General features: G+C 73.1%; 15 protein-coding genes and 1 pseudogene. 11 read left to right on the top strand and 5 right to left on the bottom strand.

Annotated elements, in window-relative coordinates; translation table 11 throughout:
* Window positions 1-5: 5 nt before the first annotated feature.
* Window positions 6-1,628: an acyl-CoA carboxylase subunit beta gene (locus OG310_RS12575; RefSeq protein WP_329455974.1), complete on the bottom strand. Its 1,623-nt coding sequence runs from the start codon at window positions 1,626-1,628 to the stop codon at window positions 6-8.
* 99 nt (window positions 1,629-1,727) lie between these two features.
* On the opposite strand from OG310_RS12575, the gene OG310_RS12570 reads away from it, so the two are divergent.
* Window positions 1,728-2,603, top strand: coding sequence for a biotin--[acetyl-CoA-carboxylase] ligase (locus OG310_RS12570; RefSeq protein ID WP_329455973.1), 876 nt, complete (start codon window positions 1,728-1,730; stop codon window positions 2,601-2,603).
* Between the two features lie 265 nt (window positions 2,604-2,868).
* A complete protein-coding gene (locus OG310_RS12565) occupies window positions 2,869-4,179 on the top strand; it encodes an adenylate/guanylate cyclase domain-containing protein (RefSeq protein WP_329455972.1) in 1,311 nt (436 codons plus the stop codon).
* Window positions 4,180-4,305: 126 nt separating this feature from the next.
* Here the strand turns inward: OG310_RS12565 and OG310_RS12560 are convergent, their stop codons facing one another.
* The gene (locus OG310_RS12560; RefSeq protein ID WP_329455971.1) at window positions 4,306-4,515 is read right to left on the bottom strand and encodes a hypothetical protein; all 210 of its coding nucleotides are present in this window, start codon (window positions 4,513-4,515) and stop codon (window positions 4,306-4,308) included.
* Window positions 4,516-5,005: 490 nt separating this feature from the next.
* Here OG310_RS12560 and OG310_RS12555 point away from each other — a divergent pair, with 490 nt between their 5' ends.
* The 4 genes and pseudogenes from OG310_RS12555 (at window position 5,006) to hutH (ending at window position 10,055) form a co-directional block, all read left to right on the top strand.
* Window positions 5,006-5,641, top strand: coding sequence for a DUF1345 domain-containing protein (locus OG310_RS12555; protein ID WP_329455970.1), 636 nt, complete (start codon window positions 5,006-5,008; stop codon window positions 5,639-5,641).
* A gap of 180 nt (window positions 5,642-5,821) precedes the next feature.
* The gene (locus OG310_RS12550; protein WP_329455969.1) at window positions 5,822-6,718 is read left to right on the top strand and encodes an enoyl-CoA hydratase/isomerase family protein; all 897 of its coding nucleotides are present in this window, start codon (window positions 5,822-5,824) and stop codon (window positions 6,716-6,718) included.
* A 124-nt stretch (window positions 6,719-6,842) separates the two neighbouring features.
* Window positions 6,843-7,985, top strand: a pseudogene (locus OG310_RS12545) (diguanylate cyclase domain-containing protein); the annotation flags it as partial.
* A 492-nt stretch (window positions 7,986-8,477) separates the two neighbouring features.
* Window positions 8,478-10,055, top strand: coding sequence for a histidine ammonia-lyase (hutH, locus tag OG310_RS12540; RefSeq protein WP_329460146.1), 1,578 nt, complete (start codon window positions 8,478-8,480; stop codon window positions 10,053-10,055).
* A 202-nt stretch (window positions 10,056-10,257) separates the two neighbouring features.
* Here the strand turns inward: hutH and OG310_RS12535 are convergent, their stop codons facing one another.
* Window positions 10,258-10,650, bottom strand: coding sequence for a hypothetical protein (locus OG310_RS12535; protein ID WP_329455968.1), 393 nt, complete (start codon window positions 10,648-10,650; stop codon window positions 10,258-10,260).
* Between the two features lie 432 nt (window positions 10,651-11,082).
* Between OG310_RS12535 and OG310_RS12530 the strand changes: the two genes are divergently transcribed.
* The 5 genes from OG310_RS12530 (at window position 11,083) to OG310_RS12510 (ending at window position 19,039) form a co-directional block, all read left to right on the top strand.
* The gene (locus OG310_RS12530) at window positions 11,083-12,357 is read left to right on the top strand and encodes a L,D-transpeptidase (RefSeq protein WP_329455967.1); all 1,275 of its coding nucleotides are present in this window, start codon (window positions 11,083-11,085) and stop codon (window positions 12,355-12,357) included.
* Between the two features lie 204 nt (window positions 12,358-12,561).
* A complete protein-coding gene (locus tag OG310_RS12525; RefSeq protein WP_329455966.1) occupies window positions 12,562-14,052 on the top strand; it encodes an ABC transporter permease in 1,491 nt (496 codons plus the stop codon).
* 505 nt (window positions 14,053-14,557) lie between these two features.
* Window positions 14,558-15,241, top strand: a complete 684-nt coding sequence (locus tag OG310_RS12520) for an ABC transporter ATP-binding protein (RefSeq protein WP_329455965.1) — start codon at window positions 14,558-14,560, stop codon at window positions 15,239-15,241.
* Between the two features lie 177 nt (window positions 15,242-15,418).
* Window positions 15,419-16,396, top strand: coding sequence for a GNAT family N-acetyltransferase (locus OG310_RS12515; RefSeq protein WP_329455964.1), 978 nt, complete (start codon window positions 15,419-15,421; stop codon window positions 16,394-16,396).
* 540 nt (window positions 16,397-16,936) lie between these two features.
* Window positions 16,937-19,039 (top strand): glycosyl hydrolase family 28-related protein, encoded by a 2,103-nt coding sequence (locus OG310_RS12510; protein ID WP_329455963.1) that lies wholly within the window; start codon window positions 16,937-16,939, stop codon window positions 19,037-19,039.
* 246 nt (window positions 19,040-19,285) lie between these two features.
* Here the strand turns inward: OG310_RS12510 and OG310_RS12505 are convergent, their stop codons facing one another.
* Entirely contained in the window at window positions 19,286-20,374 is a 1,089-nt protein-coding gene (locus OG310_RS12505; protein WP_329455962.1) for a hypothetical protein, read from the bottom strand.
* Between the two features lie 255 nt (window positions 20,375-20,629).
* A complete protein-coding gene (locus OG310_RS12500; protein ID WP_329455961.1) occupies window positions 20,630-21,733 on the bottom strand; it encodes a hypothetical protein in 1,104 nt (367 codons plus the stop codon).
* Between the last annotated feature and the right edge of the window lie 135 nt (window positions 21,734-21,868).

The raw sequence follows: 21,868 nt of genomic DNA, 5'->3' as shown, positions 1-21,868 counted from the left end.
GCCTCCTACAGCGGGATGTTGCCGTGCTTCTTCGGCGGCAGCGTCTCGCGCTTCGTACGCAGCTGCCGCAGCCCCTTCACCACGTGTGCCCGGGTGTCCGCCGGCATGATCACCGCGTCCACGTAGCCGCGCTCCGCCGCCACGTACGGGTTCAGGAGCGTGTCCTCGTACTCCTCGATCAGCTCCGCGCGACGCGCCTCCTGCGCCGCCGCGTCGCCCGCCGCCGCGATCGTGCGCCGGTGCAGGATGCCCACCGCGCCCTGCGCGCCCATCACCGCGATCTGTGCGGTCGGCCATGCCAGGTTGAGGTCGGCGCCCAGGTGCTTCGAGCCCATCACGTCGTACGCGCCGCCGAACGCCTTGCGGGTGATCACCGTGATCAGCGGCACGGTGGCCTCCGCGTACGCGAAGATCAGCTTGGCGCCGCGCCGGATGATCCCGCCGTACTCCTGGTCCACGCCGGGCAGGAAGCCCGGCACGTCCACGAACGTCAGTACCGGGATGTTGAACGCGTCACACGTGCGCACGAAGCGCGCGGCCTTCTCGCTGGCGTTGATGTCCAGGCAGCCCGCCAGTTGCGTCGGCTGGTTGGCGACGACGCCGACGGGGAAGCCCTCGACGCGGCCGAAGCCCGTGACGATGTTCGGCGCGAACAGCGGCTGCGTCTCCAGGAACTCGCCGTCGTCCAGCACGTGCTCGATCGTGGTGTGCATGTCGTACGGCTGGTTCGCCGAGTCCGGGATCAGCGTGTCCAGTTCCCGGTCCTCGTCGCTCACGTCGAGCGACGCCTCCTCGGGGAAGGCCGGCGCCTCGGACAGGTTGTTCGAGGGGAGGTAGGACAGGAGCGACTTCACGTACTCCATCGCGTCCTTCTCGTCCCCGGCCATGTAGTGCGCGACGCCCGACGTCGTGTTGTGGGTGCGCGCACCGCCGAGCTCCTCGAACCCCACGTCCTCGCCGGTCACCGTCTTGATGACGTCGGGGCCCGTGATGAACATGTGCGATGTCCGGTCGACCATCACCGTGAAGTCGGTGATCGCGGGCGAGTACACCGCGCCGCCCGCGCACGGCCCCACGATCACGCTGATCTGCGGCACCACACCGGAGGCGTGCACGTTGCGCCGGAAGATCTCCGCGAACAGGCCGAGCGCGACCACCCCTTCCTGGATGCGGGCGCCGCCGCCGTCGTTGATGCCGATCACCGGGCAGCCGGTCTTCATCGCGAAGTCCATGACCTTCACGATCTTCTCGCCGTAGACCTCGCCCAGCGACCCGCCGAAGACGGTGAAGTCCTGCGAGTAGACGCACACCGGGCGGCCGTCGACCGTTCCGTAGCCGGTGACGACCCCGTCGCCGTACGGGCGCTTCTTGTCGATGCCGAAGTTCGTCGACCGGTGCCGGGCGAACTCGTCGAGCTCCACGAACGATTCCTCGTCCAGCAGCAGGTCGATGCGTTCACGCGCCGTCAGTTTGCCCTTGGCGTGCTGCTTCTCCACCGCGAGGGATGTGCCGGCATGCGTGGCCTCCTCGATCCGCCGCCGCAGATCGGCGATTTTTCCCGCGGTGGTGTGCAGGTCGGGTCCCGCACCTGCCGCGGACTTCTGTTCCGGCTCGGTCGGCTCGGTCATCGGCAACTAACTCCTACTGATCCGTAGCTTTGTTCTCGTAGCGTATCCGCGCCCCTACGGTTCGGCGGTGCGGTGTTTACCACACATAGTCTGGCTTGCATGACGGAGCCGAACACCCCAGGAAGCCGCTGGTCCGACCTCGACCGCCCACCGCTGGGCGCGGCCGGGCTGCGGCGGACGCTGATCAGGCCGGGGAGCCTGTGGACCGCACTGGACGTGGTCGACACCACCGGATCGACCAACTCGGACCTGGCGGCCCGGGCCGGCGGCACCGGCGGCGGGCCCGCCGAGGGCGCGGTGCTGGTCGCCGAGGAGCAGACGGCGGGGCGCGGCCGGCTCGACCGCAGCTGGACGGCGCCCGCACGCTCCGGCCTGTTCTTCTCCGTGCTGCTGCGGCCCGGGGACGACGTACCGGTCGAGCGCTGGGGGTGGCTGCCGTTGCTGACGGGCGTCGCCGTCGCCACGGGCCTCGCACGTGCCGCCGGCGTGGACACGTCCCTCAAATGGCCCAACGACCTGCTGGTCGTCGTGGACGGGGAGGAACGCAAGGCCGGCGGCATCCTCGCCGAGCGCGTGGGCGAGCACGCCGTCGTCATCGGCATCGGCCTCAACGTGACGCTGCGTGCCGACGAGCTGCCGGTGCCCATGGCGGGCTCGCTCGCCCTCGCCCACGCCGTCTCGGTGGACCGGGAGACCCTGCTGCGGGCGGTGCTGCGCTCCATCGAGCAGTGGTACGGGGACTGGCGCGCGGCCGGCGGCGACCCCGTGGCCTCCCGGCTCCAGGAGGCGTACACGGCGGGGTGCGCGACCCTCGGCCGCACGGTCAGGGCGGAGCTCCCCGGTGACCGGGAGCTGATCGGCGAGGCCGTCGCGATCGACGGGGACGGGCGGCTGGTACTGGCGACCGGGACAGGCGTACGGGAGCCGGTCGCGGCGGGCGACATCGTGCACCTGCGGTCGGCGGAGACGGACTGAGCCCGCCGGCCGTTCCGGCGGCTCCGGCCGTACGCGGCCTCCCGTGCCCCGGACACCGGCCCCGGCGCGTCGAGGCTGGTCCGGCGCGTACGGGGGCGCTCGGGCCCCCGCGGCGGCCCCTGCGCCGGGGCGGGTGGGGCTGGTGGCGCGAGGTGGGCGGGCGGGACGTGAGCCAGGGCACACCTGCCGTATCGTTGAGGCAGTTCACGAAGATCGGTCACAGGATCGGCAGGACAGTGCGCAGGGAACGGGCAGGAGGCGGCTGGTGACCGTCGACGACACGAATTCCGGCGCGGACGACCCGCAGCCCCCGCCGGACGCCGCCGCCGCTGACCAGCCGACCCCGCAGGAGTCCCAGGACGGGTCGGCCGACCGCCCCCGGGATCCCGCCGGGGACGTCCCTGACGCGAGCCCGGACGCGTCGGAGCGGGCCGAGGGGGCGGACCGCTCCGAGCGGCCGGAACCCCCGGCGGGCGGCGACCAGCACACCACGCACCATCTGGTGGAGCACACGGCCGAGCCGACCGACAACCCCCTCGCCATCCGCCTGGAACACCTCATCCTCGGCGCCGAGCGCCAGTACACGCCCTTCCAGGCCGCCCGTACGGCCGGTGTCTCCATGGACCTCGCCTCGCGCTTCTGGCGCGCGATGGGCTTCGCGGACATCGGCCAGGCCAAGGCGCTCACCGAGGCCGACGTGCTGGCCCTGCGGCGCCTCGCGGGCCTCGTCGAGGCGGGCCTGCTGAGCGAACCGATGGCGGTGCAGGTCGCCCGGTCCACCGGGCAGACCACCGCGCGCCTCGCGGAGTGGCAGATCGACTCGTTCCTTGAGGGGCTGACCGAGCCGCCGGAGCCGGGGATGACCCGCACCGAGGTCACGTACCCGCTGGTCGAGCTGTTGCTGCCGGAGCTGGAGGAGTTCCTGGTCTACGTGTGGCGGCGCCAGCTGGCCGCCGCGACCGGGCGCGTCGTCCAGGCCGGCGACGACGAGGAGATGGTCGACCGGCGGCTGTGCGTCGGCTTCGCCGACCTGGTCGGCTTCACCCGGCTGACGAGACGGCTGGAGGAGGAAGAACTGGGCGAGCTGGTCGAGGCGTTCGAGACGACCTCGGCCGACCTGGTCGCCGCGCACGGCGGACGCCTGATCAAGACCCTCGGCGACGAGGTGCTGTTCGCGGCGGACGACGCCGGTATCGCCGCCGAGATCGCGCTCCGGCTCATCGAGACGATGGCCCACGACGAGACCATGCCGGCGCTGCGGGTGGGCATCGCCTTCGGCACCGTCACCACGCGCATGGGCGACGTCTTCGGCACGACGGTCAACCTGGCCAGCCGCCTGACGTCGATAGCGCCCCGGGACACCGTCCTGGTCGACGGCGCGTTCGCCGAGGAACTGATCCGCACCGGCGAGGCGCCCGCGTCCGAGGCGCTGGCGGCGGAGGCGAAGGCCGGGGCCGAGAAGGAGGGCGCCGCGCCGCCCTCGTACCGCTTCGCGCTCCAGCCGATGTGGCAGCGGCCGGTGCGCGGGCTCGGCGTGGTGGAGCCCTGGCTGCTCTCCCGGCGCACGACCGGCTAGGACCGGAGAGCGGGGGCCGCGGCCCGCGGCAGCGCCCCGTGACAGCGCCCGGCGGCCGGCCGGGGGCAGGGCCCCGGGCCGGCCGCCGGGCGGACCGATGGCCGCTCCCCCCACCGCGATGTGCGGCTACTGCGATGTGCGGCCCGGTTCGGAGGAGGACCGGCCCGGTTCCGAGGAGGACGGGACACGTCCGTCGCCGGGGAGGCCGACGTCCTGCCGGTCCTCCTCCACCCGCTCTGCCATCGCGTCCTCGTCCGGGCGGCGCGGCATGCCCCGTCCGTGCTCGCTGTCCGCGTTCCCCTCGACGGCCTTGTTGGACTTGTGGTGGTGCGCCATCACTGCCTCCTTGCCGTGCGGCGTCACCGGCAGCGCGTGCGCGCCGCCGGGAATGGGTGCACCGCAGGGGCCGGATACCGTCGCGGCCGGGCCCGTGCCCGGGCTCGTGAGAACGCGCGCGCGGGGCCCCACCCCGGTGGGGAAGCCGTCCGCCGGAGGCCGCTCAACCACGGCGGACGGCGTGGGCGGCGTCCACGGGAACGATCCGGCGGTCCGCCGAACGGACGGGCCTTCCGCATCGTGAGCCGGACCCCACAGGCATGGTGGTTCCCGCTGCGGTGAACGCACTCCTCACTCAAACGCCCCGCGCGCCGCCTCGCAAGCGGGGACGAACGCGGGCAGCCGCGCCCGGACTCCGCGCACGCTCCCGAACGCGCCGCCCCGGACGCCGTCCTGCCTCCAGGCCGGACCGGGGACGCTCGTTTTCCGCAATCCGCACCACGCGGCCGGGGTGGTACCGGTCGCGACACGGGGTCGCTACCGTTCGGCCATGTCCACCTGGCTGCCGTACTCCGCGGTTCCCCGGCTCGCCGGAGCCGCGGTCGCCGGCGCGGTGGTCGGTGTCGTCGCCGGGTTCCTCTCGGAGGTGCCGCTGGGCGTCATCTCCGGGATCGCGGCGGCGGAGACCCTCTTCGTCGTGGCGGGCTGGATCGTGTTGTGGCCGATGGATGCCGCCGCCACCCACCGCAACGTCCGACGCGAGGACTTCCGGCCCGTCGTCGAGGAGCTGGCGGTGGTGGCGGCCGCCGTGTGCGCACTGCTGGGCATCGTGATGCTGATCGTGCTCGGCCACGCGGACACCGGGCATATCGGGGCCGCGACGGCGCTCGAAGGCGTCTTCATGGCCTGGGCGGCACTGCATCTGATGTACGCCACCCGCTACGCGTACCTCTACTACCAGCCGCCCGAGGGCGGGATCGACTTCAACTCCGGCGACCGGCCCAGGTACAGCGACTTCCTCTACTTCGGCTACAACCTCGGAATGACCTATCAGGTCTCCGACACCGGCGTCTCCAGCTCCACGATCCGCGCGGTGGTGCTGCGGCACTGTCTCCTGTCGTACGTCTTCGGCGCCAGCATCCTGGCCACCAGCATCAACCTCGTGGCGGGCATCGTCACGGGCTGACGCGGGCCGTCCCGTTACGGGGAGGACCCCGGTCCGTGCGGCTTCCGGACCGGCCTTGCGGGCGCTTTCGGGGTGAGGCCCGTCCGGCGGTCCGCTCTGGGCGGGGCGGTGAACCGTCGTTAACATCGACTCCGGCCGCCGGGCGAGCCGCCGCCGGTCACCGACGATGAGGGAGGGCGCATGGGCGAGGACACCGCGCGAGCGGAGCAGGCACCGCAGGCCGCAGGAGCCGGGGAGGCCGCGGGGAGCGGCCGGCCCGCCCAGAGCGGTCAGGCCGGGGAGCGGCGCTACGGGGCGTTCGTCGCCGTACGACGGCACGGCGACGGCGGGCACGTCGCCGAGCTGGTGCTGGACCGCCCCGAGGCCATGAACGCGGTCTCCACCGAGATGGCCGCCTCCCTGGCCGCCGCCTGCGACGCGCTGGCCGCCGACCGCTCCGTGCGGGTCGCCGTGGTCACGTCCAGCCATCCGCGTGCCTTCTGCGTGGGCGCCGATCTGAAGGAACGCAACGGATTCAGCGACGCGGACCTGATGCGCCAGCGTCCGGTGGCGCGTGCGGCGTACACCGGGGTGCTGGAGCTGCCCATGCCGACTGTCGCCGCCGTGCACGGCTACGCGCTGGGCGGCGGGTTCGAGCTGGCGCTGTCCTGCGATCTGATCGTCGCGGACGCGACGGCCGTGGTCGGGCTGCCCGAGGTGTCCGTCGGGGTGATCCCCGGCGGGGGCGGTACGCAGTTGCTCCCGCGCCGGGTGGGCGCGGCCCGCGCCGCCGAACTGGTCTTCACGGCCCGCCGGGTCGAGGCGGGGGAGGCGCGCGAGCTGGGGCTCGTGGACGTCCTGGCGGCTCGGGGCGGCGACCGGGACGAGGCGCTCTCGCTGGCGGGCCGGATCGCGGCGAACTCCCCGGTCGGGCTGCGGGCGGCGAAGCGGGCCCTGCGGCTCGGGCACGGGCTCGACCTGCGGACGGGGCTGGACGTCGAGGACGGCGCCTGGCGGTCCGTGGCGTTCTCCGGGGACCGGGCGGAGGGCGTGGCCGCGTTCAACGAGAAGCGCAGGCCCCAGTGGCCGGGGGAGTGAGGGGCCCCGCCGCCCGGCAGAGGTCCGGTGCCGCCGGGGCCCGCCGGCGCCACGACGCACACGCTCCGTGATCGCGCATTGCTCCAGGTGATCGAAACGTCCCGAACCACCCTAAGGTGGGGTTATGGGAGTAGATGTGCGAATGCGCGCCATGGTGGCGCTCGCCCAGGGCATGGCGGCGGCGCACTCGCCGTCCGAGTCCTGGCGGGCGGCCGCGCAGGGGGCGCGCGATGCGCTAGGCGGCAGCTTCGCCGCCGTGTCGGTGTGGGAGCGCGACCTCGGCAGGCTCCGGGTCCTCGTCAACGCGGGCGAGCGGGTCCTCGGCGAGGAGGAGTTCCCGGAGGACGAGGCGTACCCGGTGCACCAGTTCCCGGAGATCGCGGAGTTCCTGCACGAGAAGTGGGCCGGCGGCGGCGGTCCCAACGCCTGGGTGGAGACCGCGGCCGGCCCCCCCGCGGGCGACTCCGGCTACTGCCACCAGCGCGTCGCCGCGCTCCGGCGGCGCGGGCGCGGCTGCTGCGTGGTCGCGCCGATCATCCTGCACGGCCGGGCCTGGGGTGAGTTGTACGTGGCACGGCCGGTCGGTGCCCCGTTCTACGGGAGCGACGACGCGGACTTCGCCACGGTCATCGCCTCCGTGGTGGCGGCGGGCATCGCCCAGACGGAACGCCTCGAAGAGGTGCGGCGGCTCGCCTTCACGGACCCGCTGACCGGGCTCGCCAACCGGCGCGCGGTCGACGCGCGGCTGGACGAGGCGATCACCCTGCACCGCTCCCAGGGCAGCGTGGTGAGCCTCGTCGTGTGCGACCTGAACGGATTGAAGGCGGTCAACGACACCCACGGCCACGCCGTGGGCGACCGGCTGCTCGAACGGTTCGGCACGGTGCTGTCCGTGTGCGGCGCGAAGCTGCCCGGCGCACTCGCGGCACGTCTCGGCGGGGACGAGTTCTGCCTGCTGACGGTCGGGCCCGGCGCGGACGAGGTGATCGTCGTGGCGGACGAACTGTGCCTGCGGGCCGGTGCGCTCGAACTCGGCGAGGGTGTCGCGTGCGGGGTCGCGTCCACGGCGGACCCGATCGGGCAGGTGCGGTCGGCGCGCAGGCTGTTCCGGCTCGCCGACGCCGCGCAGTACCGGGCGAAGGCCGAGCGGGCATCGGTGCCGGTGATCGCCGGGCGGGACGGGGTCACGATCCGGCTGGCCGACGCGGCGCCCGACACGCCCCCGCCCACCGAAGGAGCGCGACGTCACTTCCGCGACACCCGCCCGCCGTTGCCCGCGCCGGAATCGCCACCGTCCCGGGAGCCGAAGCCGGGCCCGGGCCATGGTCCGCTACCGGACCCGGACCCGGAGCCGGACCGTCGGCCGAAACCGGACTCGGGCCCTGCCCGGAAACCGGACCGTCGCCCGAAGCCGGGCCCGGACCGTTACCCGACGCCGGACCCGGACCGTCGCCCGACGTCGGACCCGGGCCATGGTCGGATACCGGACCCGGAGCCGGACCGTCGCCGGAAGCCGGGCCCGCGACCGGACCCGGACCCGCGACCGGATCCGCGACCGGATCCGGACCGTTACCCGAAGGCGGACCCGCGACCGGACCCGAAACCGGAAGCGCCACCGGCACCTTAGGGCGCCACCGGCCTCCCGGATCGCCACCTGCCGGGTGCCCCCGCGGCGCTCGTGACGTCCCGTCGGACGCGGCGCCCGCACCCCCGGCCGGTGACACTTTCCGATTCAATCCGTACGCTGCTGAATATGGATATGCATACCGTCGTGGTGGGAACGTCCGGGGTCACCGCGCAGGACGTCGTCGCGGTCGCCCGCCAAGGCGCGCGCGTGGAACTCGACACCGGCGCCCTCGACGCACTCGCCGCAGCCCGTGCCGTCGTGGACGCCCTGGCCGCGAAGCCCGAGCCCGTGTACGGCGTCTCGACCGGGTTCGGCGCGCTCGCCACCCGCCACATCGGCCAGGACCTCCGCGCCCAGCTCCAGCGCAACATCGTGCGCAGCCACGCCGCGGGCATGGGCCCCCGGGTGGAGCGCGAGGTCGTGCGCGCCCTGATGTTCCTGCGGCTGAAGACCCTCGCCTCAGGTCACACCGGCGTACGCCCCGAGGTCGCGCAGACCATGGCCGACGTGCTGAACGCGGGCATCACGCCCGTCGTCCACGAGTTCGGCTCCCTCGGCTGCTCGGGCGACCTCGCACCGCTGTCCCACTGCGCGCTCGCCCTCATGGGCGAGGGCGATGCCGAGGGCCCCGACGGGACCCTGCGCCCGGCCGGCGAACTGCTCGCCGCCCACGGCATCACCCCCGTCGAACTGCGGGAGAAGGAGGGCCTGGCGCTGCTCAACGGCACGGACGGCATGCTCGGCATGCTCGTGCTGGCGCTCGCCGACCTGGACCGCCTCTACACCTGCGCCGACATCACCGCCGCTCTCACGCTGGAGGCGCTGCTCGGCTCGAAGGGCGTCCTCGCCCCCGAACTGCACGCCATCCGGCCCCACCCCGGGCAGGCCGCGAGCGCCGCGAACATGCTGCGGGTCCTCGCGGGTTCCGGGCTGACCGGGCACTTCCAGGAGGACGAGGCGCCGCGCGTCCAGGACGCCTACTCGGTGCGCTGCGCTCCGCAGGTCGCGGGCGCGGGGCGGGACACCCTCGCGTACGCCCGCACGGTCGCGGAGCGCGAGCTGGCCGCCGCCGTCGACAACCCGGTGGTGATCTGGGGCGAGCCCGGCACGGAGTCCGGGGGCGGACGCGTCGAGTCGAACGGCAACTTCCACGGCGCGCCCGTCGCGTACGTCCTGGACTTCCTCGCCATCGCCGCCGCCGACCTCGGCTCCATCGCCGAGCGGCGCACCGACCGGCTGCTCGACAAGAACCGTTCGCACGGCCTGCCCGCGTTCCTCGCCGACGACCCGGGCGTGGACTCCGGGCTGATGATCGCCCAGTACACGCAGGCCGCTCTGGTCAGCGAGATGAAGCGACTCGCGAACCCGGCCTCGGTGGACTCGATCCCCTCCTCCGCGATGCAGGAGGACCACGTCTCCATGGGCTGGTCCGCGGCGCGCAAGCTGCGCACCACCGTGGACAACCTGACCCGCATCGTCGCGGTCGAGCTGTACGCGGCGACGCGGGCGCTCGAACTGCGCACCGGCCCCGCGACAGGGCTCACCGCGGCGCCCGCGTCGCGTGCGGCGATCGACGCCCTGCGCGCCGCCGGGTCGCAGGGCGCGGGCCCGGACCGCTTCCTCGCGCCGGACCTGGCCGCCGCCGACGCCTTCGTACGGTCGGGGGCACTGGTGAGCGCTGTGGAGCCGCACACGGGCCCCCTGGTGTGAGCGGGAGACCTCAAGGAGCACCACGCCGGACGCAGGGCGCGGACACGAACGGGAGGGCAGCACACAGCGGTTCGGTGGGGGCGGCAGACCGGCGGCGCGATGGGGCCGGTGGATCAGCGGACCCGCGGTGCGATGGGGGCCGGTGGCGCGCAGGGTCCGGGATAGGCCCGGCCCCGGCCCCGGCCCGGGCCCGCGCCGCCCGTCAGGCCGCGCCGTCCCTGCGCCGCATGGCCCGGGTCACGAACGCGGCGCCGACGCACAACACACCGGCGCCGCCCACCACGTAGGGCGTCGCGTCGCTCGCCGGCGTCTCACCGAGCGCGAGCTGCCGCGACGCCCGGGTGTTCTGCCCGGCGAAGACGGCGCTCCTGGCCGCCCCCGAGCCCGGCGCGGACGGGGAACCGGCCGCGTCGGCCGCGTCCGGTGTGCCGCCCGTGTCCTGCGACACCGCGGCCTGCCCTGTTCTGTGGGGTGTCTCACCGCGGGGTACCCCGCCGTGGGCGGTCGGGATGAAGAAGAGGCCGCAGAGCATGACCCCGGCGGCGCCGGCGGTCACGAGCGGACGGAACGCGGCAGAGCGGAAAGTGACGGACACGAGATCGATCCCCTTGTGACGAGGTCGAATTGGTGGGGTGCGCCGATGCTAGTGACAACGCACCCGTGGGGGAAAGTCGCCCTCCAGTTCCCCTACTGTGCGTGGATGGGTGGCCACACGGGGTGCGGGACATAGGTCCGGGACGGAGGTCCTGAAGACGTCCTGAACGGGACGAGATGTCACGAGTCACTGCGAATCCGTGTCACCCTGGAACACCCGGCCCTTCCCGAACGCCGGGTTTTCCTGGCCGGCGGCGGGGTTTTCCACTCCGGCCGGGACCCGGGTCCGACCGGCATCACGACCGGGGACCGGGGTACGCGACGGGACCGCGCGTGGCACATCAGTGGCCTCGGACACATCGCCCGGCGATGTGGAACCGAACGGCATGCCACGGCTGTTTCTAGAAGCTGTCCGCAGAGTTATTCGGCGACGATGGAGAAGCGTGTGATGACGCAGAGGAAGCGGCGCACCAGCATTGCGGCCGCGTCCGCGGCACTGGGCGGAGTCCTGGTGCTTTCGGCATGCAGTGGCGGCCACGGCGGGGGAGGGGGCGCCTCGTCGTCCCCGAAGCAGTCCTCACAGGCGCAGGCCGCCGACAAGGCCGCCGCGCAGGACACGTCCGACGCGAAGATAGCCATCACGCCGGGTAACGGCGCGGACAACGCGAGCATCAACAACGCCGCCAAGGTCAGCGTCACCCAGGGCACCCTCACACACGTGAGTCTCACCACAGCGGACGGCACCGCGGTCAAGGGCGCGATCGCCGCCGACGGCAAGAGCTGGAGCCCGCAGGGGCAGCTGGCCCGCTCCACCACGTACAAGGTCTCCGCGTCCGCGAAGGACAGCAAGGGCCGCGGCGCGGACGAGAACTCGACGTTCACCACCGTCTCGCCCGCCCACAGCTTCATCGGGAACTTCACCCCCGAGGACGGCTCGACGGTCGGCGTCGGCATGCCCGTGTCGATCAACTTCGACAAGTCCATCACCGACAAGAAGGACGTGCAGTCGCACATCCAGGTCTCGTCGACGAGCGGCCAGCAGGTCGTGGGGCACTGGTTCAACTCCCAGCGCCTGGACTTCCGTCCGCAGAACTACTGGCAGGCCGGCAGCAAGGTCACCCTCAAGCTCAACCTCGACGGTGTGAAGGGTTCCGACGGGACCTACGGCGTCCAGCAGAAGACGGTGTCCTTCACGGTCGGGCGCAACCAGGTCAGCACGGTGGACGCGAAGACGCACACCATGGTCGTCCAGCAGGACGGCAAGACCGTGCGGACCATCCCGATCTCGGCGGGGTCGCCGGACCACACCACGTACAACGGCCAGATGGTGATCTCCGAGAAGTACAAGAAGACCCGCATGAACGGTGCGACGGTCGGCTTCACGGACTCCGACGGCAAGGGCGAGTACGACATCAAGGACGTGCCCGACGCGATGCGCCTGACCAACTCGGGCACCTTCGTGCACGGCAACTACTGGGGCGCGTCCTCGGTGTTCGGCAGCTCCAACACGAGCCACGGCTGCGTCGGCCTCCAGGACGTGAAGGGCGCGGGCGACCCCAACACGCCCGCGCACTGGTTCTTCGACCACTCGCTCGTCGGTGACGTGGTGACGGTCAAGAACTCCCACGACAAGACGGTCCAGCCCGACAACGGCCTCAACGGCTGGAACATGAGCTGGGCGGACTGGCAGGCGGGCTCCGCCGCCTGACCGGCCCCGGCGCGGGGCCTCGCGGCCCGGTGGGGCGGCGCGGCGCGCCCCCTGGAACCGGCAACCTCGCGGGTCATCGGAGCACCTCGCGGCACGGCGGTCGCACCCCTTCCGGGTGCGGCCGCCGTGCCGCTTCCGCGTGTTCTCATCCCACTCTCATCGGAGCCTCAACAACCTGTCACCACGCGCCCGTAATTTCACGCCATGTTCGTCACCTACCTCCGGCGCGAATTGCGTCGCCGCAGAAAAGCGGCCCTCGTCGTCGCCTCAGGACTCGCCCTCGGCATCGCGCTGGTCATCGTGGTCAGCTCGGTCACCGCGGGCATGAACAAGGCCCAGGACAAGGTCCTGCAGTCCCTCTACGGTCTCGGCACCGACATGACCGTCACCAAGGCGGCCCCGGCCGCAGGCAGCAGCGGGGACTCCGGTCGTCCCCGCTTCGACTTCAAGGGTCAGAACAACGACGACAAGAGCAGTCAGAGCACCGACCGCGTGATGGTGCAGGGCTTCCAGACGCTCGCGGACTCGACCGTCACGAAGGTCGGGGACCAGCACGGCGTCGCCTCCGCCGTCGGCGGCCTCAGCCTCAACGTCCTCAAGGTCAACGGCCAGTTCAAGCGCGGTGAGTTCAAGCCCGGCCAGCAGAGCGGCGGCCGGGGCACCCGGGGCGGCGGCAGTGCGAGCGGCGGCCAGGTGCAGGGTGGCGGCGCCTCCTTCAGCGTCGACTCGTACACCGTCTTCGGTACGGACGTCACGAACGCCGCGCTCGGCCCGCTGACGAGCTCGAAGCTCACCAAGGGCCGGACGTTCAAGACGTCCGAGACCAACGCCGACGTGGCACTCGTGGACAGCGCGTACGCCAAGCAGAAGAGCCTCGACGTCGGCAAGACACTCACCATCAGCGGCACGAAGTTCACGATCATCGGCATCGCGACCGCCGACAGCGGTGACGCGGCGGCCAACGTCTACATACCGCTGCAGAAGGCGCAGACGCTGGGCGACGCCAAGGCGAAGGTCACCACCGTCTACGTGAAGGCGTCCGACTCGAAGCAGATCGACGCGGTGAAGGCGGCGGTCCAGAAGAACGTGTCCGGCACGACCGTCACCACCTCCGCGGACCTCGCCTCCACGGTCTCGGGATCGCTGTCCACGGCGTCGAATCTCGCGTCCGACGTCGGCAGGTGGCTGTCGATCGCCGTGCTCGTCGCGGCGTTCCTGGTGGCGGGCCTGCTGACCTCCTCCGCGGTCAGCCGCCGGGTGCGGGAGTTCGGCACCCTCAAGGCGCTCGGCTGGAAGAGCGGCAGGGTCACCCGTCAGGTCATGGGTGAGGCCCTGGTCAACGGCCTGATGGGCGGTGTGCTCGGCATCGCGCTCGGCCTCATCGGCGCCTACGTGGTGTCCGCGATCAGCCCGACGCTCACGGCGCAGCTCGCGAGTGCGGGCGGCGGCGGTGGCGCGGGTCGTGGCGGCTTCGGTGGTGGCGGCGGTGGCGGTTTCGGCGGCGGTGGCGCGGGTGGTCCCGCGCGGCAGCTCGCCTCCAAGGCCGTCCAGGTGACGCTCTCCGCGCCCGTCTCGCTGAGTGTGATCGCGGTCGCGGTCGCGCTGGCCGTCGCGGGCGGCCTGATCGCCGGCGGTTTCGGCGGCTGGCGCGCCTCCCGGCTCCGCCCGGCGGACGCGCTGCGCCGCATCGAGTAGTCCCCGGCCGACGGCTGTCTCGCGGCCACCCGTGCGGGTGGACGACACGCGGGCGCGGCCGGCGGGCGGACGACACCGCCCGTCGGCCGTCCCGGGGGCCGGGGCACGGGGGCTCCGGTCCACCGCCCGGGCCGCCGCGACGGGCTCCGCGGACCGCGTGAGGCGGCCGCGGGGCCCGTACCGGCCGTCCGGGGGCCCACCCGGGCGGCATCCCGCTCCGCGGCGCCGCGTACGGACACACCGCGCGGCCCGACCTCCGACCCGCACCGCGGCACCTCGTACAGCGACAGGCCGCACCACCCCGTACGGCACCGGACCGCACGACGTCCGCCCGTACGGCACCGGACCGCACCACGTCTGCGTACGGCGCCGGACCACACCGCACGGGCCGGGCCCGACCTCACCGGGCCGGGCCGGACCACCCCGCCGGAGCGCCGCGCGCCCCGCCCGGGCGTCGCGCCTCCCATTCACCGCACTTTCCTTCTCGTCGCAGGAGTCACACACCATGTACCAGCTCACCGGAGTCACCAAGCACTACCAGCGCGGCAAGAAGACCGTCCAGGCACTCGCCGGCGTCGACCTGACCATCCCCGACGGCGGCAGACTCGTCATCCAGGGCCCCACGGGCGGCGGCAAGTCGACCCTCCTGCAGATGCTGGGCGGTCTCGACCGCCCCACCAAGGGCACCGTCGAACTCGACGGGACCGATCTCGGCGCGCTCTCCGAGGCGCGGCTCACCCGGGTCAGGGCCGAGAAGATCGGGTTCGTCTTCCAGAGCTTCAACCTCATCCCGACCCTCACCGCGCAGGAGAACGTGGAGACGGCCCTCGTCCCCCTCGGCATCAAGGGCGCCGCACGCCGCGAGCAGGCCGCCGAGGCGCTGAACTCGGTGGGCCTCGGCGAGCGGCTCGCGCACGTCCCGGGTGAACTGTCCGGCGGGCAGCAGCAGCGCGTCGCGATCGCGCGCGCCCTCGTCAAGCATCCGAAGGTGCTGCTCGCGGACGAACCGACGGGAAACCTGGACGAGTCGATGCGGGACGAGATCATGGAACTCTTGGAGGGGCTCTGGAAAGAGCACGGCCTGACCTTCATCATGGTCACTCACGACAGCACCATCGCGCGCCGCGCCCCGAGGCTGGCCACGATCCGCAAGGGACGGGTCACGGTCACCGAGAACGCGACCGCCTGACCAGCACTGCCTGACCAGCACCGCTCGGCCCACCGTCTGTCCATCCCGCTCGCGCCGTCCTCGTCGCCGTACGCTCGCCGCCATCCGTCCTCGTCCGGGCCCCGGAGGCCCGCGCCGCCGCCAGGACGTCTCCGTAAGTAAGGGGCGTCGCCACCCTCGCACGCGTAGGTTCTCTACATGCTGATCACACTGGGAAACCCGCCCTCGGACGCGGAGATCGACGCTTGGCACGCAGTGGTCAGCGCCGCGCACGTCCGTGACCTCCCGGCCGCCGTTCCGGAGCCCAGCCGCTCCGAAACGGCGGGCAGGCTGAGCGTGCAACCGTGGAACGGGCGGGAGGCACACCTGGCGGCGGTGGCGGAGGACGGCTCGTACGAGGGGGTGGCTTCCCTCCTCCTGTGGACGGAGCCGCCCAACCTGCATGCGGCGTATCTGCACAAGCTGGTGGTGGATCCGGGGGTCAGACGCGGCGGGGTGGGGGCGCGGCTCTGGGCGGGGATCCGCGAGCTGCTCCTCGCCGAAGGGCGCACGTCGGTCTCCACGCGCCTCGAACTCGGCGGTGCGGGCGAGGCGTTCGTGGACAGCCTGGGGTTCGTGAAGATGCTGCCGCTCACCCGGTACGTCCAGCGGGTCGAACAGGCACGGGAGAGCACACCCCCGCTGTCGCTGCCCGAGGGTCTGCGCTTCGCGCACTGGACGGGTGTCGCGCCCGCCGCGCTGGCCGGCAGCCTCGCGACGGTGCACAACGCGCTCGTGGACGCGCCGAGCGGCGATCTCGCGGCCCGGCCGCCGCAGTGGGACGCGCGGAGTGTGCGGGCTGCGGCGCGGCTCGTGGGGCAGCGGGGCGGCGTCCTCGTGACGGTCGCCGCCCTGGACACGGCCGGCGCCGTCGTCGCGTACACCGAGGCGGTCCTGCACACGTCGGACGACACCCGGGCCGCGCAGGGGGACACCTCGGTCCTCCCGGCCCACCGGGGCCGGGGCGTCGGCCGCGCGGTCAAGCGGCACCTGCTGGACGTGCTGCGCGACGAGCACCCGGGAGTACGGGAGATATCCACGTCCGTCGCCGACGGGAACGGCGCGATGCTCGCGGTCAACGAGGCCCTCGGCTACCGCCGGGAGCGTCCGGCCGGGCTCTTCGAGATGAAGCTCTGACCTTTCCTGACCCGGCCCCGGCCTGATCGCCCCGGACGGATGACCCCGGCCTGATCGCCTTGGACGGATGACCCCGGCCTGCGCATCCCGGACGGATGACCCCGGTCCCGGCCCGATCGGCCCCTGACCGAAGCCGTCTCCTGCGGGCCTCCGGCTGTTCCCCGGCCGAGGACGGCCGCGCCCCCTTCGCCGGCCGGACACCTTCTTCCCCCCAGCTCCGGGCTCCGAGCCCGATGCGTGTGTCGCGACCGAGCTGTCGAGCATCCTCCGGCCGGTCCCGCCGCGCGCGGACGCACCCCGCCCGCCCCCCACCCCTCTCGCTCAGCGCTGCCGAGCGGCCGTCCCGACGTACCGTCAACTGGCCGACGTCGCAATAAGGCGCCGTGCTGACGCAAGAAGGCGACGGACAAGCGAAATCAGTCCGTACAAGTCTTGTAATACCCGCCGAACCCGCCCTACTGTCGCCCTCACCCTGACGGTGCCGCTGCCTCGCGGCGGGCACCGCGGCTGTTCGCCTTTCCTCAGAGAAACGAGCATGCGATGTCAGTGAGCATCAGTGCCGCGATGAGCTGGTTCCGCGGGCCCCGGCGAAGAGGGGTGACGGTCCTCGCCCCGCTGACCGCCGCCGCACTCGGACTCGGGCTCATGTCCTCCGGCGCGGCGCTCGCCGCCGCGCCCCGTACGGCGCTCCCGGCGCAGACGTCCCACACGACGGCCGTCCCCGCGCCCACCCGCGCCGCGCTCGATCCCTCGCTCGTCGCGGGACGCGGCGCCGATGTGCCGTTCGCCGAGCAGGAGGCCGAGAACGCGAGGACGAACGGCACGGTCATCGGCCCCGGCACGGCCGCGTACACCCTGCCCGCGGAGGCGTCAGGGCGCTCGGCGGTGTCCCTGAAGCCGGGCCAGTACGTCGAGTTCACCCTGCCGGCGACCACCAACGCCATCACGGTCCGCTACAGCGTCCCGGACGCCCCGCGCGGCGGCGGGACCACCGCGCCCCTCGACGTCACGGCGAACGGCTCGCACCGGCAGCGCATGACGCTGACCTCCGCGTACGCCTGGCTGTACAACCAGTACCCGTACACCAACGACCCGGGTGCGGACCTGCTCTTCCCGGACCAGTGGATCACCGAGTGCGGCTGCGTGCCGAACCAGACCACGCCCACGCCCGTCGTCGCGAAGCCCTTCCGGCCCAACCACTTCTACGACGAGCAGCGGCTGCTGCTGGGCCGCACCTACCGCGCGGGCGAGAAGATCCGCCTTTCCGTGCCGGCCGGCAGCCCCGCCGCGGCCACCACGATCGACCTCCTCGACTCGCAGTTCGTCGGCGCCCCGAAGCGCGACCTGCGCGCCGCGAACGCGCTGCTGTTCGGCGCCGACCCGACCGGCAGGCACGACTCCGCGCCCGCCCTGGACAAGGCGATCGCCTTCGCCCGCAAGGCCCATCTGAAGGTGTACGTACCGCCGGGCACCTACCAGGTGAACCGGCACATCGTCGTGGACGACGTGACGATCGAGGGCGCGGGCAGCTGGTACACGCTCTTCAAGGGCCACCAGGTCACCCTCGCCACCCCGGCCGCCGACGGGTCCACCCACACCGGCATCGGCTTCTACGGCAAGGACGCCGCCGCGGGCGGCAGCCACGACGTCCACCTCTCGGACTTCGCCATCGAGGGCGACGTACGCGAACGCGTCGACACCGACCAGGTCAACGGCATCGGCGGCGCGCTCAGCGACTCGACCATCGAGGGCCTGTACATCCAGCACACGAAGGTCGGCATGTGGTTCGACGGGCCGATGAAGAACCTGGCCATCACCGGGAACGTCATCGCGGACCAGATCGCCGACGGCATCAACTTCCACACCGGCGTGACGAGTTCCCTCGTCGCGGACAACTTCGTGCGCAACACCGGTGACGACGCGATCGCCGCCTGGTCCGACAAGGTGGAGGACGCGGACGACACCTTCCGCGACAACACCGTGCAGACCCCGGTCCTCGCCAACGGCATCGCGCTGTACGGCGGCACCGACAACACCGTCTCCGGCAACCTGATCGCGGACCCGATCCGGGAGGGAAGCGCCATCCAGGTGGGTTCGCGGTTCGGCGCCGAGCCCTTCACCGGCCACCTGTGGATCAAGGACAACACCACGGTCCGCGCGGGTACGTACGAACTGAACTGGGGGATCGGCCTCGGCGCCATCTGGTTCTACGCCCTGGAGAAGAACATCGACGCGGACATCGAGGTGACCGGGGACAACTTCCTCGACAACACCTACAACGCGATCATGTTCGTCGCGGACTTCCCGGTGAAGGACCTGTACACGATCACGAACGTCCACTTCGCGGACATCAAGGTCGACGGCACGGGCACGTCCGTGCTGAGCGCGCGCTCGGCGGGCGGGGCGACCTTCAAGAACGTGACCGCGCGCAACGTCGGCGCCGTCGGCGTCAACAACTGCGGTTCGTTCCACTTCGGGCCGGCCGGCTCGGAGTTCGCCGTCACCGACCTCGGTGGCAACACCGGGGGAGACCCGGCGGGCAGCGCCGGCACCGCGTGGCTCAACGCGGCCGACAGCCCCACCACGATCACCTGCGACGACCGCCCCGCCGTCGTGCCGCCGCCGGCGCCGACGGCCTGGTGACCGGGGTCCGGCCCGAAGCCGCCTGACGCCGGGCGGCGCGTTCCCGAACGGCCCGGGGGGCGTGCCGCCCGGCGTCGTGCCGACGGGATACGGGCGTGCCTCTCCACCACGCGGACACGGGACGCCGGGCGGGCCGCTCGACCCCGCACGGGCGGGCCGGACGGGGCGGCCCGCCCGGCCCGTTCTCAGGGACCCGGTCAGCCCGCGGTCACGGATTCGGCCGCCGCCCGCCCCCGCGCCCGGGTCTCAGGAGGACGCGTTCCGCACCGTCGCCTCGCGGGCCCGCATGTAGAGGTCCTCCTGCGTGTAGTAGCGCCACGGCAGCGCGTTCACGTGCCCGTCCACCTGACGGAACTGTTCGAGCGCCGAGTCGAACCGCTCCTGCTTGTAGAGGAAGTACGCGAGCAGGTGGCGCAGCTCCGGCAGACGCGGGTGGTCGGCCGGTGCGGCCGCCGCGTCCATCAGGGCCCGGTCGATCCGCCCGGTCAGTTCCGCCGTGCGGTACTCCTCCCGGTCGCGGGTGCTCTCCAGGTGCTCCTCGAACCACGCGATCAGCGGGAACGCCGACATCAGCGTGCCGAGCGGGGCGTCGGCCGCCGCGTCCGTCGCGAACTCCTCCGCGAGCGGCGTCGAGCCCCTGCCCTTCGGCAGCCAGTAGCGCAGCGCCGCCTCGTGCGCCGCGTACAGGTAGGGCGCCCGGATGACGGCCTCCCTGAACACGGCGCTCGCCTCCGCGTGCGAGAGTTCCGCCGTCACCGCGCCCGCGAGCTCCACCACGTAGGGCGTCGGGTCCTCGGGGCGGGCCTTCTTGGCGGTCGTGAGCGCCGCGGCCCGTGCTTCGCGCTCCGCCTCACCGAGGCCGCCGCCCGGGGCCGCGAGGGCTGCCCTGCGGGTCACGTCGGGCGCCTCGGCCGCCGCCCGCACGAGTGACGCGTCGGGGTCGCCCTCCCGCGCCCGCTCCCACGCGGCCGTCCACTCCGACCCGCCGGAACCGGCGGCGGCCCGTCCGAGCAGTTCGACGCCGAGCGCCCGCCGCTCCCAGTCCTTCGCCTCCGCGGTGGCCGCCAGCAGCTCCGCCGCCGGCTCCCAGTCGCCCTCGCCCGCCGCGGCGAGCGCCCGGCCGGTGGCGGGATCGGGTGCGCTCGCGTACCGGACGTCCTGCTTCTCGGCGGGCAGCAGCCCGAGCTCGGCGGAGCGCTCCGAATCCTGCGCCGCCTCGCGCGCCGCGACCTCGGGGTCCGCCATCGACTTGAGCATGCGGTCCGCGCCGCGCCGGGACCGGAACCAGAAGTAGATGCAGATCCCTATCAGGATCACCAGGATGACGCGTGACACGGGGGGTCCAATCGGTCGGCTCTGAGCGCTGTCCGCTCGGGTGGTGCGGTGTGTTCGGTTTCTTCAGTGTGCGCCCTGGCCCCCGGAACCCGGCACCTTCGCGGGCCGGCCTCCGCGGCCCGGACCCCAGGGCGGCCCCCGGACGATGTCCGATGGCTTCCCGTACGGCCGCTTCCGGACCTTGCCTGCCCGGGCCCGGACCGGCCGTGCGGGCCGGACCGGCCGTGCGGGGCCGGTCCGGCGGGGGCGGGCCGGTCACTGCGGCAGGGTGGCAGGACTGCCGCCGTTGGCCTCGTACCCGGCGACCGCCAGCGCCCGGTGCAGTGCGTACTCCCCGGCCGGGTCGGCCGTGTACGTCCACGGCACCGCGCCCACCTGCCCGTCCACCAGCACCAGCTGGCTCATCGCCTCGCCCCAGCGCGACATCCGGACGAGGAAGAGGACCAGCAGGTGACGGACGTGCGGCAGGACGGGGTCGTCGGCGCGCGCCGAGTGCACCGCGAACATCGCGCCCTCCACCGCCCGCGTGACCGCCTCACTGCGGTAGAAGCTCCGCACGAGATTGACCTCGGGCAGGTGCTCGTACAGCGCGAACAGCGGCAGCGCCGCCAGCAGCGATCCCCGGGGAGCGCGCGCGGCCGCCGCGGTGGCGAACCGGTCCGCGTCCTCGCGCGAGCCGTGCCACGCGGCGCTCCAGTAGCGCAGCGCGGCCAGGTGCGCGCCCATGTGCGCGGGAGCGCGGTCCATGACCTTCGCCCACAGCAGGTCGAACTCCGCGGGCGGATAGGCGAGGCCCCGCGCGACCGACAGCTCGACGATGTACGGCACCGGATCGCCCGGCGCCAGCAGCGCGGCCTCGCCGCAGACCGTCCGGGCCTCCTCCAGCAAAATCCGGAACTCGTCCTGACCAGGGCGCGAGGTACGCCACGCCTGCTGGACCAGGAACTCCGCCTGCACGGCCGCCCCGCCCGCGTCCTTCGCAGCCGCCACCCGCCACTCGCGCAGCCACTGTGCGCCGGCCCCGGGCCGGCCGGCCAGCTCCAGTGACGCCGCGCCCGCGAATCCCTGGATCCGCTGCCACCTGCCCTCGCCCTCGGCCGGTGTCGCCGCGAGCAGCCGGGACGCGGGCCCCCACTGCTGGGTGCCCTGGACCACGTCCAGCACGTGCAGCAGCTCGTCGTCCGGCCCCGGCAGCCGTACGTCCAGCTCCTCCTGGCGTACGAAGCCGTACGCCTCGGGGTCCGCCGCGTCCGCCGAGCCCGCGGGCACCAGCCGGATCGGGCCGTTCCTGCGCCGCAGGATCATGCCCAGCGCGGCGGCCAGCAGGCCGAACGCGAACAGGGACCACAGAATGTCCATACCTCCATTGTTCCCGAGACCACGGGCGTCCGGGGGCCCGGTCGGCCCCGGATCTCCGATGCCCCGGCCCCGGGGTCCCCGGCCAGTCGCGGCCCGGCCGCCCGACGCCCCGGGGCGCCCCCGGCACGCCGATGT

This window comes from Streptomyces sp. NBC_01497, from assembly GCF_036250695.1.
GTDB lineage: Bacteria > Actinomycetota > Actinomycetes > Streptomycetales > Streptomycetaceae > Streptomyces.
This window is presented reverse-complemented; position numbering and strand designations above follow the sequence as displayed.

What these genes read in the sequence shown, in the direction of transcription:
- OG310_RS12575 (WP_329455974.1), bottom strand. Translation starts at nt 1,628, where the DNA reads ATGACCGAGCCGACCGAGCCGGAACAGAAGTCCGCGGCAGGTGCGGGA.
- OG310_RS12570 (WP_329455973.1), top strand. Translation starts at nt 1,728, where the DNA reads ATGACGGAGCCGAACACCCCAGGAAGCCGCTGGTCCGACCTCGACCGC.
- OG310_RS12560 (WP_329455971.1), bottom strand. Translation starts at nt 4,515, where the DNA reads ATGGCGCACCACCACAAGTCCAACAAGGCCGTCGAGGGGAACGCGGAC.
- OG310_RS12555 (WP_329455970.1), top strand. Translation starts at nt 5,006, where the DNA reads ATGTCCACCTGGCTGCCGTACTCCGCGGTTCCCCGGCTCGCCGGAGCC.
- OG310_RS12550 (WP_329455969.1), top strand. Translation starts at nt 5,822, where the DNA reads ATGGGCGAGGACACCGCGCGAGCGGAGCAGGCACCGCAGGCCGCAGGA.
- hutH (WP_329460146.1), top strand. Translation starts at nt 8,478, where the DNA reads ATGCATACCGTCGTGGTGGGAACGTCCGGGGTCACCGCGCAGGACGTC.
- OG310_RS12530 (WP_329455967.1), top strand. Translation starts at nt 11,083, where the DNA reads ATGGAGAAGCGTGTGATGACGCAGAGGAAGCGGCGCACCAGCATTGCG.
- OG310_RS12525 (WP_329455966.1), top strand. Translation starts at nt 12,562, where the DNA reads ATGTTCGTCACCTACCTCCGGCGCGAATTGCGTCGCCGCAGAAAAGCG.
- OG310_RS12520 (WP_329455965.1), top strand. Translation starts at nt 14,558, where the DNA reads ATGTACCAGCTCACCGGAGTCACCAAGCACTACCAGCGCGGCAAGAAG.
- OG310_RS12515 (WP_329455964.1), top strand. Translation starts at nt 15,419, where the DNA reads ATGCTGATCACACTGGGAAACCCGCCCTCGGACGCGGAGATCGACGCT.
- OG310_RS12510 (WP_329455963.1), top strand. Translation starts at nt 16,937, where the DNA reads ATGTCAGTGAGCATCAGTGCCGCGATGAGCTGGTTCCGCGGGCCCCGG.
- OG310_RS12500 (WP_329455961.1), bottom strand. Translation starts at nt 21,733, where the DNA reads ATGGACATTCTGTGGTCCCTGTTCGCGTTCGGCCTGCTGGCCGCCGCG.